The sequence below is a fragment of the Aequorivita sediminis genome (assembly GCF_032080575.2).
GTDB classification, from domain to species: Bacteria; Bacteroidota; Bacteroidia; order Flavobacteriales; family Flavobacteriaceae; genus Aequorivita; species Aequorivita sediminis.
On sequence record NZ_JAVLSO020000003.1, the window covers coordinates 1 to 17,057 of the forward strand.

Genomic DNA, 17,057 nt, shown 5'->3' on the forward strand with positions numbered 1-17,057 from the left:
AATAACAAATTACCGATTCAATCTTTTAGGAGATTGCTCTTCTTCGTTTTGTTCGAAAGTTGATTTTCTAAATTTATAATTTAAGCAACCTACACGCCCATAGCGTGGGTGGTGATTGCAGTGTTACCTAAAGTAACCCTGCAAGAACCGTTTTTACTCCTTAAGCCGCCTTTCTTTTTTGTAAGCTTTAAAGTATTGGAGGTGATTAAAACTTATTTTGTACTAAACTGAAATAACAAATTACCGATTCAATCTTTTAGGAGATTGCTCGTTTGAAAGTTGTTTTCTAAGGTTACAAATAGAACATCTAAACTTCCACAGCGTGGATGGTGATTGCAGCGTTACCCAAGTAACCCTGCAAGAACCGTTTTTAACTCCTCAAGCCGCTTTCCTTTTTTTAGGCCTTAATGTATTGGAAATGATTAAAACTATTGTTGCCCTAAACTGAGTGTAGGTGGTGATTGCAATGTTACCCAAGTAACCCTGCAAGAACGGTTTTTAATGCTCAAGCCGCTTCCTTTTTTTGGTAAGCGTAATTATTACTGGAGGTGATTAAAACTTCTTTTGCTCTAAGCTGAGTGTGGGTGGTGATTGCAGTGTTGTCAAAATAGTTTAGCCATTTTTTATAACCTTCATACCAATAGTTTAAAAATAAAGAGGCCACTATACAGATATAATGGCCTCATTTAAATATGTTATTTTTTTCTTCTTATATAAAATATGCAGTTTTAACAACTAGAATAACTACTGTCATAAATGAATACATTTTTAAAATATAGATTTCATGATAGTATTTATACCTTTAAAACATAAGAATATGGCTCCTACACAAGTAATAAGAGCGACTGGAAGAATCATATATATAATATTGGTGTCTTTATTTAAAAATGCTAAAGTGAGTAAATAAGGACCTAAAAAAAGCAATGGCAAGGCAATTGCCATATATTTTAATCCTTTTTTCAATAAACTAAAGTCAGTGTGTCCTTTACTCATTGTGATAATTATTTAAAACGTTCCTAACATTCTTATATTTCGCTAGAAGATTTTCAGCTTCTTTGGTTGAGATATTTAGTTCAGCAGTGATCATCATAATAGCTCGATCTACAAGCTTATTATTGCTCAATTGCATATCTACCATTTTATTGCCTTTAACTCTTCCTAGCTGAATCATTGTAGCAGTTGATATCATATTTAAGACAAGTTTTTGGGCTGTACCAGCCTTCATACGGGAACTTCCTGTAACAAATTCTGGACCTACAGTAACAACCACTGGAAGTTGTGCAGTTAAGGCTAAAGGACTTCCTTCATTACAAGTGATACAACCTGTTGCAATATTATTTTTATTACATTTTTCTAATGCACCAATAACATAAGGTGTTGTGCCAGAAGCGGCGATACCAATTACAATATCCTTTTTAGTAATGTTTTCTTTTTTAAGATCTTCCCATCCTTGTTTTCCAGAATCCTCAGCAAATTCAACCGCGTTACGTATGGCTGAATCCCCACCCGCGATTAATCCTATAACCAAATCGGGAGATACTCCAAAGGTAGGAGGACACTCACTAGCATCTACAACCCCTAATCTACCACTTGTTCCTGCTCCAATATAGAATAATCGACCCCCCGCAATTAATTTTTCAACTATCTTTTTGGTTAAAGCTTCTATTTCAGGTAGCGCTTTCTCAACAGAAAAAGCTACTGTTTTGTCTTCATTATTAATGTTTTGAAGCAGTTCTTGTACACTCATTTTTTCTAAATGATTGTATTTTGAATCTGACTCAGTAGTTTTTAAAAAATTCATCTATAAAGTTAAGGCTAATATTAATTTTATTGAACTATATAATTAAGTATTGATACTTCAGATATTTTAAAATATCCTAGCGGATAATTTTCAGCATTCGTATCATTAATTATATTTCCTCTTACCGTCGCTGGTTGTGTTTCAAATGGACCGCTTCCTCCACCGGTTTGTTGTAATAGAACAAACATATAATTATAAAAGTCTTCATCAACACCGTAAAGATTAAAAATAACACTATCTCCAGGAGCCAGATCTTCTACTACAAAATAACCAAAATTTAAGTTTCCGTTAGAAAACTCATCGTTATAAACGCTACGTACAGTCCCTTTTTCATTAATTCCCGTAAAATAATAAAAATTCTCTTCGTTTATAGGATCATTAAAAAAGACTTTTAATTCGATATCTTCTCCACTAAAACCTCCGTCGTCACGCTGATTAACATACTCTAAGGTAGCTGTTGTTTGAAGTTGAGTTGTAGCTGTATAAACTTCATCGTTGTAAATTATTTTAAGGGAATAGTCTACGTTTTCTTGTGGTAAAAACGTTCCCTCATAAAGTCCTTCCCCGCGGTATGCAAATGGATATTCAACGCCATTTTCATCCGTAATTAGTACAATTGCATCTTCAACTATTGGGACAACATTATCAAAAAATGGAGCTGTAGTTGTAAGTTTCACCAAACTACTTAATAAAGAGCCATCTTCTAAAATATTTATATTGGCTTCAATAACTAATCGAGGAGGAGCGTCATTAAGTTCAACTTCTATAACATCTTGACAAGAAGTAAGAATTCCGAAGAAAAAAACTAATAAATATATTTTCTTCATAGTATTAAAATTTGAAATTATAAGTAACTGACGGAATTATACCAAATATAGATAGTCTAACCGCTTCATTTTTGCCGATATCTGTATTTTCGCTAAATCTAATAGACGCTGCATTTTTACGGTTGTAAGCGTTATAGACGCTAAAGACCCATTCGCCTTTCCAGCGTTTTGTACTTTCAGGTTTTGGAGTCCAAGTGGCTGATAGATCTAATCGATGATACGAAGATAGACGGCTACTATTACGGGCTTCATAAACTGGAACAACCATTCCGTTATATTCATATTGGCCTTCTGGATAAGTGGTTGGTATTCCTGTTTGGAATATAAAATTGGCACCAAAAGACCATTTTTTTGAATGTTCATATTGTCCTGTAACTGATATGTCATGCGATTTATCCCACGGACTATTATACCATTTACCATTATTAATACCGCTTTCCAATTCCGTACGCCCAGGTGTTCTTTGCTCACTTTTAGACAATGTATAAGCTAACCAACCTTGAAGTCTACCAGTAGTTTTTTTGAATAATATCTCTAATCCATACGCTCTTGCCTCTCCGTTTAATAAAATTTGCTCAATGGCATTGTTTGCAATTAAATCGGCATCATCAATATAATCTAGTCTATTTTTAACTTCCTTATAAAATGTTTCAACTTCTAATGAATAATTTTTAAATTTTCTGAAATATCCTAAAGCCACTTGATCTGCCAATTGTGGATCTATATATTTTCCACTTGGTGCATAAATATCAAAAGGAGTAGGAGAGGTGGTGTTACTTATTAAGTGAATATATTGCGACATTCTATTGTAACTAGCCTTTAATGATGAATTTTCATTTAACAAATAGGAAATAGAAAAACGAGGTTCTAAGTTTATAAACGCTTTTATTGTTTCACTTCGGTCATAGGAAACGGTATCTATGGGGCTTGCTTTTCGGTATATCTTAAGATTAGAATCGTAATTTAAAGGATTGTTGTTTTCATAAAGAAATAATTCATCTTGTCCTAAACGTTTAAATGTAGATAGTCGAAGTCCAGCCTGTACAGAAATTTTATCGGAAAAATCTATTTTAGCATCCACGTAAGCCGCGTTCTCCCATGCGTATTTATCGGTTAGCTTAAAAGGATTAATTCCTGAATCTTCAGTGGTTGGATTTACATCTCCTGGATTAAACTTGTAGTAAATGCTATTTAATCCGTAGCGCAAATCGATGTTGTTTGATATATAATGCGTGAAATCGTATTTCAAGTTAAAATTACGAATACCACTATCAAAATCGAATTCAACAAATTTCAGTGCTAGGCCATAATAATAATCTGAGTAGATTAAAGATAAATTTGAAAACAACCTATCGGAGTAAAGGTGATTCCAACGAAGATTTAAAGTTGTGTTTCCAAAGTTATTTGTAAAGCTATCTGAAATTTCAAAAACATCTCTTCCAAAATATCCGGATAGGAAAAGCCGATTATTGTCGTTGATATTATAGCTTAGTTTTGTATTTAAATCGTAGAAGTAAGCAATGTTATCGTTATCGAATAACGGAAGAAATAAGTGTGCATAGCTGCTTCGGCCTCCAATCAAAAAGGAAGCTTTATCTTTTTTTAATGGGCCTTCTAATAATAATCTACTCGCAACTAAACCAATTCCTCCACTTGCGTGATATTCTCGTTTATTACCATCCTTTTGATAAATATCTAAAACTGAAGATGCTCTTCCTCCATAACGAGCAGGAATTCCGCCCTTATACAAGGTAAGGTCTTTAATAGCATCTGGATTGAAAACAGAAAAGAAACCAAATAAATGTGAGGAATTATATATGGTAGCTTCGTCCAATAATATTAAATTTTGATCAGATGCCCCACCTCTAACATTAAAACCGCTAGCTCCTTCACCCGCACTAGTAACTCCAGGAAGTAATGTAATGGCTTTTATAACGTCAACTTCACCCAAAACCACTGGTATTTTTTTAATTGTTCCCGATGAAAGCGTGTTTGCGCTCATTTGAGTACTGCGAACACTTAAATTTTCCGCATTTGCTTTAATAACTACTTCATCTAAGTTTTCAGTATCTGTAGTAAGCTCTAAATCTAACTTTAAGTTTTCTGAAAGAGGTACTTCTACAGTTTGGGACGCAAACCCTATATTGCTATAGGTAATATTATAATTCCCTTTAGGAAGTGTAACTGAATAAAACCCATATTGATTAGTTACCGTTCCAGTTTGTAATTCGGGAATAATAACATTTACTCCAAAAAGTGTTTCTCCAGAACTAGCTTCTGAAACAGTTCCACTGAGTGTGAATTTTTCTTGAGCGAAGATTACAACACTTGTAAAGAACAATATAAATACGAGAAATTTTTTCAATTGAAATATTATTAGGTATAAAAAAACCTCCAGCAATGCTGAAGGTTTTATAACGATTTATAATCTTAATTTATTTCTGAAAGTATATTATTAAAAGTTTTACTTGGTCGCATAGCTTCAAATACTAATTTTTCAGTTGGTTCATAATAACCACCTATATCAACTAAATGTCCTTGAACCATAGTCAATTCTTCATTGATTTTGTTCTCGTTATCGCGTAATTGTTGAGCAATAGAAGTGAAAATTTCTTTTAATTCTTGATCATTATCTTGCTTAGAAAGTGCTTCTGCCCAGTACATCGCTAAATAGAAGTGACTTCCGCGATTGTCAATTTCTTTAACTTTACGTGAAGGAGATTTACTATTGTCTAAATATTTTTCAGTTGCCACATCCAAAGCTTCAGCTAAAACTATTGCTTTTTGATTGTTATTTTTAGTTCCAAGATGTTCTAATGAAACAGCTAAAGCTAAAAATTCTCCTAGAGAATCCCAACGTAAATGGTTTTCTTCTAAAAATTGGTCAACGTGTTTAGGTGCAGAACCTCCAGCTCCAGTTTCAAATAATCCTCCTCCGTTCATTAAAGGAACGATAGAAAGCATTTTAGCACTAGTTCCTAATTCTAAAATAGGGAAAAGGTCTGTTAAATAATCACGTAATACGTTTCCAGTAACTGAAATGGTATCTTCGCCAGCTTTCACGCGCTCTAAGGTATATTCAGTTGCTTTTTCTGGAGAAAGAATTTTTATTTCTAAACCTTCTGTATTGTGATTTGGTAGGTAAGTATTTATTTTCTTAATCAATTCAGCATCGTGTGCACGATTTTCATCAAGCCAGAAAACAGCTGGACTTCCTGTTGCACTAGCACGAGAAACTGCTAATTTAATCCAATCTTGAATCGGTAAATCTTTTACTTGACACATTCTCCAAATATCACCTTCTTCAACAGTGTGTTCGATAATAACCTCACCGGAGTTATTAATAACTTGAACTTTTCCATTTGCTGGAATTTCAAAAGTTTTGTCGTGACTTCCGTACTCTTCAGCTTTTTGAGCCATTAATCCAACGTTTGGTACAGTTCCCATTGTAGTAGGATCGAAAGCACCATGTTTTTTACAGAAATCTATAGTAGCTTGATAAACATCTGCGTAACTACTATCTGGAATTACTGCTTTAGTATCGTGGCTTTTTCCATCAGGACCCCACATTTTGCCAGAGTTACGAATCATAGCTGGCATAGAGGCGTCTATAATAACGTCGCTAGGAACGTGAAGGTTTGTAATTCCCTTGTCACTGTTAACCATTGCTAAATCAGGATTCTTGTCGATTATATTTTTAATATCGTTAAGAATCTCGTTTTTCTTATCTGCAGCTAATTCTGAAAGTTTATTTTCTAGATCTCCAAGACCATTGTTTGCATCGATTCCTAATTCTTTAAAAGTTTGACCGTACTTTTCGAAAAGGTCTTTAAAGTAAACTTTTACAGCATACCCAAAAATAATAGGGTCGCTTACTTTCATCATGGTAGCTTTTAAATGCACAGAAAACAGAACATTTTTCTCTTTTGCATCTTCAACTTGAGCTTCTAAGAATGAGATTAAAGCTTTTTTACTCATCACCGTTGCATCGATGATTTCGTCCTTTAAAACTTTTAAGTTTTCTTTTAAAACAGTTTTATTACCGTCGTTTTCAACCAGTACAATGCTTAAAGTATCGTCTGAAGCTAAGGTTAGCGATTTTTCATTGTGAAAAAAGTCACCTTCTTGCATTGTTGCAACGTGACTTTTACTGTCACTGCTCCAAGTGCCCATGCTGTGCGGGTGTTTTTTAGCATAGTTTTTTACGGCTTTAGGAGCACGCCTGTCGCTATTACCCTCACGAAGAACTGGGTTTACAGCACTTCCCTTTACTTTGTCGTATTTTGCTTTTATTTCTTTTTCTTCTGAATTTTTTGGGTCTTCAGGATAATTCGGAATGTTAAATCCTTTTTTCTGTAATTCTTCAATCGCTTCTGTTAATTGTGGAATAGAAGCACTTATATTTGGAAGTTTAATAATGTTAGCCTCCGGAGATTTGGCAAGTTTTCCTAAATAAGCAAGATCATCACTTACACGTTGCTCTTCAGTTAGAGCTTCTGGAAATACAGCTAGAATTCGAGCAGCGAGTGAAATGTCGCGACTTTCTATTTCTATATTTGCTGGTGAAGTGAATGCTTCAACTATTGGTAAAAACGAATGTGTTGCCAAAGCCGGTGCCTCATCGGTCTTTGTGTATATTATTTTTGAAGAATTTGTCATTGAAATGTTTTTTATAAGAAATAAATATCTAAAATTTTCGGAATGCAAATATAGCTATTTGGCGGGGGTTTTAAAAGAGAGTATAGTAGTTTAAAAGTTAAGGAATTGAAAAGATTTTAAAATCCAACTTTAATATTGTCTACAGAAGAGGGTTTCTATAAACAAGAAAAGCCATATCAAAGTATAAATACTTATGATATGGCTCCTTGTATGTAAACTTTTACCAACCAATATACTCAATGGTATATTATAAGCAAGGTTATTATATTCTTGCAGTTGTAGTTTACTTACACGGGTTTCGTTTTGCTATTTTAATTTCCCCGAAGGTTAATTTAAATTGTAAAACTTACCCAAGACTTTTTTTAACCTAAGTATTAATAATCTAAAGATCGTGAATACGTCAAACAATTAAAAAAAGCTAATAAAGTGTTTTCAGTTACTCTTTTAAAATTTAAAAACTAACAACCATTAAGGTTGATGGTTTTGAAATAAATTAGAAAGAATAGTGTAAAAGAACGTTACTTTATATCAACTAAAAGTTATTAAACTTTATTTGATATTGCTAATATAAGACTCTTTATCGGTATTGTAATAATTTATAACTCATTAATAATCCACTGTTTACGAACAACAGTTATTAACAATTGTTCATAAAAAAAAGCCCTGTAAAAACAGGGCTTTTGAGAGTTTTCAACAAAGAATAACTTATGAACGCTTTTCTTTGATACGGGCTTTTCTTCCAGTAAGGCCTCTAAAGTAGAAAATACGAGCTCTACGCACGCTACCTCTTTTATTAACCTCGATTTTTTGAAGTGCTGGCATATTGATTGGGAAAATACGCTCTACACCAATAGTTCCACTCATTTTACGGATTGTAAAAGTTTTTGTAGTTCCAGTTCCTTTTACTTGGATTACAACACCTCTAAAAAACTGAGTTCTTGTTTTTTCACCTTCACGGATTTCGTAGTACACAGTAATTGTGTCTCCAGCTCCGAATTCAGGAAATTCGTTTTTTGTAACAAATTCGTCTTCAACAAATTTAATTAACTCTTCCATTTTGTTAAATTGATAGGGTTTAATTTAAAGCAACATTCGCGGTTTTCGCCAGAGGTTGAATTAAGTGGGTGCAAAAGTAAACAATTTATAATATGTGACAAGTTTTTTTGAGTTTAAAACAAAACATCTACATTAATTTTAAGAGAGTTATGCTGTAAAAACTCCATCAACATTATCACTTCAAATATGATATGCCTTGTATAGAGCTCAAAAATACAACTTATATTTTCACAAGTTTTATAATGGTATAATAAGACTCTTATTGTTAAAAGAAGATTAGTTGTGATAATTCTCTACCCGATTCGTTGTTTATAATTACAACGTATATCAGTTTTAACAAAAAATTTATAACAATAAATCAAACTTAAATTTTATGATTAAAAATTCCCTTCTAACTCTAGTAACTTTTCTTGCTATATTTTGGCAAGGAAGTGCTCAACAATCCCCACATAATGTTGGTACTTGGAAAGACAAAGCTCCAGCAGCAACCTTTGGAGAGCGATCAATTTTTAACAATTCTATAGCGCTGTTACCAGATTTAAATCCGGCTCCGTTTACAGCAGCTTGTAATCAAATTACTTCTGCGCCCCCAGTAATTGAAGATGGATACTCCAATTTAGGAGAAGTACAAATGGCCAACGACCTTATGGTTCCTGCCAACAAAAGCTTCTCTATGGAAAGCTTAAGCTTTAATAGTATGGTTGAACCTGGAATTCCGGTTCAATCTGTAGACGTTTATTACTATAACGATACAGGGAGTGGTCCAGGGACTCTTATTGGTTCAGAACATGGAATAACGCCTTCAAGCATTGAGAACCACGGCATTGTAAACAATCATGATCACCTTACTGTAACCGTAGATTTTGATTCTCCATTCGAATTTCAAGGAAACTCTTTCACTACTATATATTGGGTTGCAATTAAAATTTCAATAGGTAATACAAATGGGTTTATGGAAATTACAACTACCAATGCTAATACTACTTACCCAGCTTATGTTTTCAACCCTAATACTCAGACTTTTGTACCTGGCCCAGGAGAATTTGGCGATGGTGTACTTTCTATGTTTGGTAATTGTGAGGATATAGTTGCTTGTAGTGGAACACCTTCTGCAGGTACTGTTCAAGGTCCAAATGAAATCTGTTCTGACACAGAGTTTTTATTGGAAGTAACAGGAGCTACACAAGGCCAGTCAGGGTTAACTTACAAATGGCAAATTCGTGAATCTGGTGGTAGCTGGGAAGACCTAGCAGGAGCAACAAATTTCAGTTTATATCAAAGCATTTCTACAGATACCGATTATCGATTTGTAGTACAATGCGGAAGTAGTTCCCCTGTGTATTCCGACCCATTAACAATTACAGTAAAACCTGCAAACGAATGTCATTGTATTCCCGTTTTTACAAATGGTTGTAATCAATTTGGTGACTATATCAAGGATTTTATATTAGAAGGTGAAAACGGAACGATTATTAGCGACTTAGATACTACATGTCCAACAGCCTCTTATGATGACAGAACAAATCAATCGGTTGAATTGGCGACTGGTTTTGAATATGTAGCACAAATTTCTTCAGGATCTACCGATGATTTTGTAGCCGTTTGGATTGACTTTAATAATAACGGTTCTTTTGAAACCGATGAAATAGTTGGTTCTGTTGGATCAGTAAGTGGTACGCAGAAAAGTCTTACCTTAAATATTCCTGAAGATGCTCCAGAAGGACATTTCCGTATGCGTGTGTTTTTACAATACTGGCAAATGCCGGTGGATCCTTGTGTTCCAGATGCCCCTTGGGGAATGGTTCGCGATTATTCTGTAGATATTATTGGAAGCGTAGATTGTTCAGGCCAGCCTGACGCGGGTACAGCGGAAGGACCAGATTCTACATGTCCCAACTCAGAAATAGTACTTAGCGTTAGTGGAGTAACACAAGCCTCAGGAGTAGCCTTTCATTGGGAAAGCAGTCCTCAAGGACAAAATGATTGGACACCACTTCCTGATTCAAACACTTTGGTTTATATTATTTCAGAAGGAATTACTGAGGCTACAGATTTCAGATTCTATATAGAGTGCAGTTTTTCAGGTGAATCAGACACTAGCAACGTGGTAAGTATTGATATAAATGCTCCAACAGATTGCTATTGCGTGCCAGAATATGTTTTAGGTTGTGATTTTGATGGTGTTATAAATTCAGTTCGTTTTAAAAATGCAAATGGAGAGATAGTATTTGAAAATCAAACAGGTTGCTCTGTAGATGGATATGGTGATTACACAAGTGTAACTCCTGCCAATTTAGAACAAGGAAAGACCTATACTATAGAAATTCAAACTGGATCTCCAGATCCAATAAATGAAGATGTACGTGCTTGGGTAGATTTTGGACAAGACGGAGTTTTTGATAATGATGAAGAAATTGCTAATACACTAGGTAATGGCTTCCCAAGTAATGGACTAGCAAGCTACGAATTTACTGTTCCTTCAGGTCAGGATTTAGGAGATTATAGACTAAGAATTAGATTACATAGTTTTGAATCAAATTCTGAAATTGATCCTTGTGAAAAATATACTTACGGGGAAGCGGAAGACTATTTTGTTAGTGTGGTAGAACCAATGTCTGTTAGCGATTATAGCTTTAGCAACTTTAATATTTATCCGAACCCTGTTCAAAATCAATTAAACTTAAAATCTGATCAAACTATTTCTGAAGTGATTTTGTACAATTTACTTGGTCAGCAATTGATTAAAGTGAGTCCTAAATCGCAACAAGCACAAATAGATGTTAGCTCGCTTTCAGCAGGAAGCTACATTCTAAAGGCTGTGGTGAATGGCAATGAAAAGAGTTTTAAGATTGTAAAGTTTTAATTTCAGCTTAATAACTTAAAAGTAAAATCCCCTTTAAAACTCAGTTTTAAAGGGGATTTTTATATTCTTGAATTACTTATTACTTATTCCTTTTCTTTTTCTCGTTCCTTTTTGCGTTCGTAATAACTACTCCTGAAGGATTTATTTCTGCGATTACGCAGTTTGGAAGCGTTGCTTTTATTCCAAAAATACAGCAGTGCAAGTAAGAGAACACCGCCAACAATTAATACGATAGGATTTGAAAGATCAATCATATTTGTAATATTTAATAAATTATAGCTGCTCAGTTATAACTTCTTTTCTAGTGTCGCTTTCCACTTTTCCGTCACGAAGCCTAATAATTCTATGTGCATTATCGGCGATATCTTCTTCGTGTGTAACTAGAATAACAGTGTTTCCCGCTTTGTGAATTTCATTAAAAAGATTCATTATTTCGACAGATGTTTTTGAATCTAAATTTCCCGTTGGTTCATCAGCAAGAATAATAGAAGGTCTATTTACTAAGGCTCTTCCAACAGCAACTCTTTGTCGTTGTCCACCAGAAAGCTGATTAGGTTTGTGGTCCATTCTGTCTGCTAAGCCTACATTGGTGAGCACTTCTTTAGCTCTTTCGGTACGCGCTGCTTTTGATGCTCCTGCATATATCATTGGCAAGGCTACATTTTCAAGGGCGGTTGTTCTAGGTAGTAAGTTAAAAGTTTGAAATACAAAACCAATTTCCTTATTTCGAATTTCGGCAAGTTCATCATCACTCATACTGCTAACGTCTTTTCCGTTAAGTTCATAGCTTCCAGATGTAGGAGTGTCTAAACATCCAAGTAAATTCATTAACGTAGATTTTCCAGAACCAGATGGTCCCATTAAAGCTACATATTCCCCACGTTCTATGTCTAAATCTATTCCTTTTAAAACTTTTACGGTTTCTGATCCTAAAGGAAAATCTCTAGTTATATTTCGAATTTTAATTACTAAACTCATATTTTATTAGTTCTAGATTTAGGAGCTATGTTTATCCCGACTATAGGACGCAAAGTTAAGATATCTGTTACAACTTCTGTTTTTAAAATGTTTTGAGCGAGTATTAATAAGTCTAATTTACACTCTAATTATAAAATGTTGTTTAAGCTGTTCTTTTCTGAAAAAAACCAATCCCCATTGAAAGGTGTCGATACTTACGGTAACCTTTTCATTCTTTATAATTTCTTTCCAAGCTTCGGTCATCCCTTTACTCCAATAAATATCATCAAAAATAATTACAGTGTCATTATGTGTAAAGGCTAATAGCTTTTCAAAATACTTTAAAGTGCGATCTCCATTATGATCACCATCAATAAAAATTAAGTCGTATTTATCTGGAGAAGGAATTGATAAAAAATCAATAAAAGTGTTTTGCTCTAGATGAATATTATCCAGATTAAATTCTTTAAATAAATCTTGAGCTTTTTTAGCAGTGTTTGGACAACCTTCAACAGTTAAAACTTTTCCTTTTTTGGTGCCTAAAGCTAAGGCTGCTGTGCTAATTCCTAATGAGGTTCCTAGTTCTAAATTATTTTTAGTTTCTAAATATGAAGCTAGGCGAAATAAAAGCTTTTGGCGTTTTAATTTCATTCCAGCCTGCTTTGCTACTCTTGAAGTTTTCCTGCTTGTTCCTTTAAAAATTCTTGAGCCTTGCCCAAAATCTGTCATATTGATTTGAGACTTATCTTGTTTTAAAGTTTTTTTATACTGTCTTAAAACCTTGTATTCAGGATGTTTAGTTTTATCATTAAAACATTTCGTAATAAGGTTGAACACAAAGGGGGAGTGAACCCCGTGTTTGTTTTTAGAACGTCTTAAAAACTCAAGATAGCTTTTTGATTGGTGAATCATTGTAACAAAATAATCCGAATTAAGTTTCTGTTTAAGCGAATTGGTAGATTTTTTCAAATTTAATCTAGGCTACAAAGTAATTCTAACCGCAGCATTACACCAAATTTTCTTAAAGAAGATTTATTGCAAGATTAAAAAAGGCTGTTGTTTTTGCTCCATACTGTCGTTTAATGCCATAGATTAATGATATTTTTTTGCTAATTTCCCCGATTCAAATTATACATGCCTTATTATGCAGTTTAACTACAAAAAGTTACTTCCACATTTAGTTGTTTTCGTGTTATTCATAGTTGCTTCCTTGGCCTATTTTAATCCGGTTTTACAAGGTAAAAAAATATTCCAAAGTGATATTGTTCAATATACTGGGATGGCAAAACAGCAAAATGATTTTCGAAAAAATACAGGGGAAGAAACTTTTTGGACAGACGCTGCTTTTGGTGGGATGCCTACCTATCAGCTTGGTGCAAAATACCCGAATAATTACATAAAGGAGTTAGATCTGGCTATTCGGTTTTTACCGAGACCAGCAGATTATCTATTCCTGTATTTTATAGGAATGTATATTCTTTTCCTAGTGTTGAAAGTAGATTACAAACTTGCTTTCCTAGGAGCTTTAGCCTTTGGTTTTTCAACATATTTAATAATAATATTGGGGGTTGGGCATAATGCTAAAGCACATGCGATTGCTTATATGCCATTGGTGTTAAGCGGAATATTTCTCACTTTTCAAAGAAAATATCTTTGGGGGTTTTTGCTTTTAACAGTTGCCATGGGGTTAGAGTTGACTGCAAATCACTTCCAAATGACCTATTATTTAATGCTCCTAGTAGTAATTATAGGTATCGTATATTTAATTGATGCCTATAAAAAGAAAGAATTACCTCATTTTTTCAAAGCTGTTGGCTTAATGTGTATTTCGGTTATAATAGCCATTGGTTTAAATGCAACTAATATTCTAGCAACAAAAGAGTATGCCGACACTTCAACTCGTGGAAAATCGGAATTAACTATTAATGCTAACGGCACCCCAAAAGACAACAAAACTGGTTTAGATTATGACTATATAACGGAATACAGCTACGGAAAGCTTGAAAGTTTCAACTTATTCATCCCTCGCTTTATGGGAGGAAGTTCTACTGAAGATTTCCCTGAAGATTCAAAAACTGTTGAAGTCTTACTGCGCATGGGCGCTTCACCTCAAGAAGCAAATCAAGTGTTAAGTCAGATACCTATGTACTGGGGAGATCAATCGTTTGTTGGTGCACCTGCGTATATTGGTGCAATTATGATATTTCTTGCGGTATTGGCGCTGTTTTTAGTTAGAGGTAGATTAAAATGGTGGTCTGTTTCTGCTTTTATTTTAATCTTACTACTTTCATGGGGTAAGAATTTTAGTGGGCTCACCGAGTTCTTTATAGATTACGTGCCGCTTTACAATAAGTTTAGAGCCGTTTCTTCTATTCAAGTAATTCTAGAACTTATAACTCCTATTCTTGCTGTAGTTGGGCTTCACCAATTCTTCAATAATTTTGAAAGGGAGGCGGAAAAGAAAAAAGCATTGTTGTATTCTACAGGAATTGTAGGAGGCCTTACTTTGATATTTATTCTTTTTAAATCGACGCTTTTTGATTTTGCCAGCCCTTACGATAGTTATTTTAGAGAAGAAATGGGATTACCATTTTTAGAAGCCATTCGTGAAGATAGAATGTCGCTATTTACTTCAGATGCAATTCGTTCACTAATTTTTGTGATTTTAACAGCTGCAGTTCTTTGGTTTTTTATGAAAGGAACTTTGAAAAAAGGAATTGCAATTGCGGGACTTTGCGTTTTGGTGTTAGTTGATTTAGTTGGCGTTGATAGACGATATGTAAACGAAGATGATTTTGTTCAAGCTAGATTGGTTGAAGAACCATTTCAGAAAAACGGAGCCGATATTCAAATCTTAGAAGACGATGGTCATTTCAGGGTTTATGATGCTACTACAAATGCATTCAACAGTGCACGTGCAAGCTTTTATCACAATGCATTAGGAGGGTACCACGCTGCAAAGCCTGGAAGAATTCAGGATTTGTTTGAGTTTTATATCAGCCAAGGAAATATTGGAATCCTGAATATGATGAATGTTCGTTACATAATTGCACAGAATAAAAATGGAGGACCAGTTGCACAACGAAATCCTTATGCAAATGGAAATGCCTGGTTTGTAGATAATGTACAACCCGCAGAAGATGCAGATCAGGAAATTCGACTTTTAGATAGTTTAGACACTAAAAAGACTGCTGTGGTTAACAAGGAATTCCTTTCCAAAATACCTGCTGAAAATGTAGCTAGAGATAGTACAGCTTCTATTGAACTTGTAAGCTATAAACCAAATCATCTAGTGTATGAAGCTTCCACCAAAACGGACCAACTAGGGATATTTTCTGAAGTTTATTACCCTAAAGGGTGGAATGTTTATATAAACGGGAAACCTGCAGAATATTTTAGAGCAAATTATGTATTAAGAGCAATGATTGTACCTGAAGGTAATAATAAGATTGAATTCAAATTTGAGCCTAAGGTAATTCAGACAGGTAGTACTATATCCACGATAAGTAGTATCATTCTTCTGTTAATTTTGTTAAGCGGGTTGTATTTTACATTTCGGAAAAAGGAAATTAAGGGGTAAATGAAACGTGCTCTTATAGTCACATATTATTGGCCTCCAGCAGGCGGTCCAGGTGTTCAACGTTGGTTAAAATTCGTTAAGTACTTCAAAGAATTTGGCGTATCGCCAATTGTTTATATTCCAGAAAATCCGAATTATCCATTAGTCGATGAAAATTTCTCTGCTGAGATACCTTCAGGCGTAGAGATTATAAAGCATCCTATTAAGGAACCATATCGATTTGCTAAATTTTTTTCAAAAAGGAAAACCAAGCAAATGAGCAGTGGAATTATTTCTAAAAAGAATTCTTCTGCAATTGAAAAGTTAATGCTATATGTGCGCGGTAATTTTTTTATTCCCGATGCTAGAGTAGGATGGGTAAAGCCTTCTGTAAAATATTTATCAGAATACATCGAGAACAATACTATAGATGTTGTTATTACCACAGGGCCACCACATAGTCTGCACTTAATTGGGATGCAGCTTAAGAATGAACTAAATGTAAAATGGATTGCAGATTTTCGTGATCCTTGGACAACGATACATTATCACAAATCACTTCGTTTAAATAAAACTTCAGAAGAAAAGCACAAAGCATTAGAAGCTGCTGTGCTAAATACTGCAGATGTTGTAACCGTAACAAGCCCCACCACCAAAAAAGAATTTGAGGAAATTACAAACAAACCAATTAAAGTAATTACAAATGGTTACGACAATATAACGAAAGAGGTGAACTACAACCGAGATTTAAAGTTTTCTATTTCTCATATTGGTTCTTTATTGAGTGAGCGAAATCCAAAAAATCTATGGTATATACTTGCTGAAATATGTAAGAAAAACATTTCGTTTAAAAAAGATTTAGAACTGAAATTTGCTGGTGCAGTTAGTGACGAGGTAAAAGAAAGTTTGTCTGAGTTTAATCTAGATGAAAATAGTAACTTTTTAGGGTATGTATCACATTCTGAAGCTTTAAAACTGCAAAATGAAAGTCAAGTGCTATTATTAGTTGAAATTAATAGCGCTGAAACTCGAGCTATAATTCCTGGAAAACTTTTCGAATACTTAGCTGCAAAGCGTCCAATTATTGCTTTAGGGCCAAATAAAAGTGATATAGAAGCGATTGTTGATGAAACAAAATCTGGAAGATTCTTTGATTACTCTGAAGACGAGGAATTAAAAAATGAAATCCTCCGACTTTATGACCAATATAAGGCTGGTAATTTAAAAGTTGCTTCCGAGGGAGTTGATAAGTTTAGTCGCAAGCAACTTACAAAAAAGATGTCGGCTTTGATAAAAGATGTTAGCTTATAATTTATTTCTTATTAGTTCAACTTT

12 protein-coding genes are annotated in these 17,057 nt (G+C 34.1%); 3 read left to right on the plus strand and 9 right to left on the minus strand.

From position 1 onward, the window contains the following. Positions 1–768: 768 nt before the first annotated feature. From RT250_RS06130 to rplS, 6 genes are all read right to left on the minus strand, one after another. Positions 769–993, minus strand: coding sequence for a DUF6095 family protein (locus RT250_RS06130; protein WP_313113076.1), 225 nt, complete (start codon positions 991–993; stop codon positions 769–771). After that, on the minus strand, positions 986–1,801 hold the full coding sequence (gene murQ, locus RT250_RS06135) for an N-acetylmuramic acid 6-phosphate etherase (protein WP_313113078.1): 816 nt from the start codon (positions 1,799–1,801) through the stop codon (positions 986–988). Before murQ ends, RT250_RS06130 begins: the two co-directional genes overlap by 8 nt. 26 nt (positions 1,802–1,827) lie before the next feature. Then, positions 1,828–2,628, minus strand: coding sequence for a DUF4249 domain-containing protein (locus tag RT250_RS06140; RefSeq protein ID WP_313113080.1), 801 nt, complete (start codon positions 2,626–2,628; stop codon positions 1,828–1,830). A 4-nt stretch (positions 2,629–2,632) separates the two neighbouring features. Next, the gene (locus tag RT250_RS06145) at positions 2,633–4,993 is read right to left on the minus strand and encodes a TonB-dependent receptor (protein WP_313113082.1); all 2,361 of its coding nucleotides are present in this window, start codon (positions 4,991–4,993) and stop codon (positions 2,633–2,635) included. A gap of 65 nt (positions 4,994–5,058) precedes the next feature. After that, on the minus strand, positions 5,059–7,287 hold the full coding sequence (locus RT250_RS06150; protein ID WP_313113083.1) for an NADP-dependent isocitrate dehydrogenase: 2,229 nt from the start codon (positions 7,285–7,287) through the stop codon (positions 5,059–5,061). 705 nt (positions 7,288–7,992) lie between these two features. Beyond that, a complete protein-coding gene (gene rplS / locus RT250_RS06155; RefSeq protein ID WP_313113084.1) occupies positions 7,993–8,343 on the minus strand; it encodes a 50S ribosomal protein L19 in 351 nt (116 codons plus the stop codon). A 373-nt stretch (positions 8,344–8,716) separates the two neighbouring features. Here rplS and RT250_RS06160 point away from each other — a divergent pair, with 373 nt between their 5' ends. Next, positions 8,717–11,206 carry a GEVED domain-containing protein gene (locus tag RT250_RS06160; RefSeq protein WP_313113086.1) on the plus strand — a complete coding sequence of 830 codons (2,490 nt, stop codon included), beginning with the start codon at positions 8,717–8,719 and terminating at the stop codon, positions 11,204–11,206. An 83-nt stretch (positions 11,207–11,289) separates the two neighbouring features. On the opposite strand, the gene RT250_RS06165 is transcribed toward RT250_RS06160, so the two are convergent. The 3 genes from RT250_RS06165 to RT250_RS06175 form a co-directional block, all read right to left on the minus strand. Next, the gene (locus tag RT250_RS06165) at positions 11,290–11,460 is read right to left on the minus strand and encodes a hypothetical protein (RefSeq protein WP_313113088.1); all 171 of its coding nucleotides are present in this window, start codon (positions 11,458–11,460) and stop codon (positions 11,290–11,292) included. A gap of 19 nt (positions 11,461–11,479) precedes the next feature. Next, positions 11,480–12,184, minus strand: a complete 705-nt coding sequence (locus tag RT250_RS06170; protein ID WP_237606869.1) for an ABC transporter ATP-binding protein — start codon at positions 12,182–12,184, stop codon at positions 11,480–11,482. A gap of 117 nt (positions 12,185–12,301) precedes the next feature. Then, on the minus strand, positions 12,302–13,132 hold the full coding sequence (locus tag RT250_RS06175; protein WP_313113090.1) for an O-methyltransferase: 831 nt from the start codon (positions 13,130–13,132) through the stop codon (positions 12,302–12,304). Between the two features lie 175 nt (positions 13,133–13,307). Between RT250_RS06175 and RT250_RS06180 the strand changes: the two genes are divergently transcribed. Together RT250_RS06180 and RT250_RS06185 are read left to right on the plus strand one after the other, a co-directional pair. Further along, positions 13,308–15,743, plus strand: coding sequence for a YfhO family protein (locus RT250_RS06180; RefSeq protein ID WP_313113091.1), 2,436 nt, complete (start codon positions 13,308–13,310; stop codon positions 15,741–15,743). Next, on the plus strand, positions 15,744–17,033 hold the full coding sequence (locus RT250_RS06185; protein ID WP_313113092.1) for a glycosyltransferase family 4 protein: 1,290 nt from the start codon (positions 15,744–15,746) through the stop codon (positions 17,031–17,033). The last annotated feature ends 24 nt before the right edge of the window (positions 17,034–17,057 follow it).

What these genes read in the sequence shown, in the direction of transcription:
- murQ (WP_313113078.1), bottom strand. Translation starts at nt 1,801, where the DNA reads ATGAATTTTTTAAAAACTACTGAGTCAGATTCAAAATACAATCATTTA.
- RT250_RS06140 (WP_313113080.1), bottom strand. Translation starts at nt 2,628, where the DNA reads ATGAAGAAAATATATTTATTAGTTTTTTTCTTCGGAATTCTTACTTCT.
- rplS (WP_313113084.1), bottom strand. Translation starts at nt 8,343, where the DNA reads ATGGAAGAGTTAATTAAATTTGTTGAAGACGAATTTGTTACAAAAAAC.
- RT250_RS06165 (WP_313113088.1), bottom strand. Translation starts at nt 11,460, where the DNA reads ATGATTGATCTTTCAAATCCTATCGTATTAATTGTTGGCGGTGTTCTC.
- RT250_RS06185 (WP_313113092.1), top strand. Translation starts at nt 15,744, where the DNA reads ATGAAACGTGCTCTTATAGTCACATATTATTGGCCTCCAGCAGGCGGT.
- RT250_RS06160 (WP_313113086.1), top strand. Translation starts at nt 8,717, where the DNA reads ATGATTAAAAATTCCCTTCTAACTCTAGTAACTTTTCTTGCTATATTT.
- RT250_RS06150 (WP_313113083.1), bottom strand. Translation starts at nt 7,287, where the DNA reads ATGACAAATTCTTCAAAAATAATATACACAAAGACCGATGAGGCACCG.
- RT250_RS06180 (WP_313113091.1), top strand. Translation starts at nt 13,308, where the DNA reads ATGCAGTTTAACTACAAAAAGTTACTTCCACATTTAGTTGTTTTCGTG.
- RT250_RS06130 (WP_313113076.1), bottom strand. Translation starts at nt 993, where the DNA reads ATGAGTAAAGGACACACTGACTTTAGTTTATTGAAAAAAGGATTAAAA.
- RT250_RS06170 (WP_237606869.1), bottom strand. Translation starts at nt 12,184, where the DNA reads ATGAGTTTAGTAATTAAAATTCGAAATATAACTAGAGATTTTCCTTTA.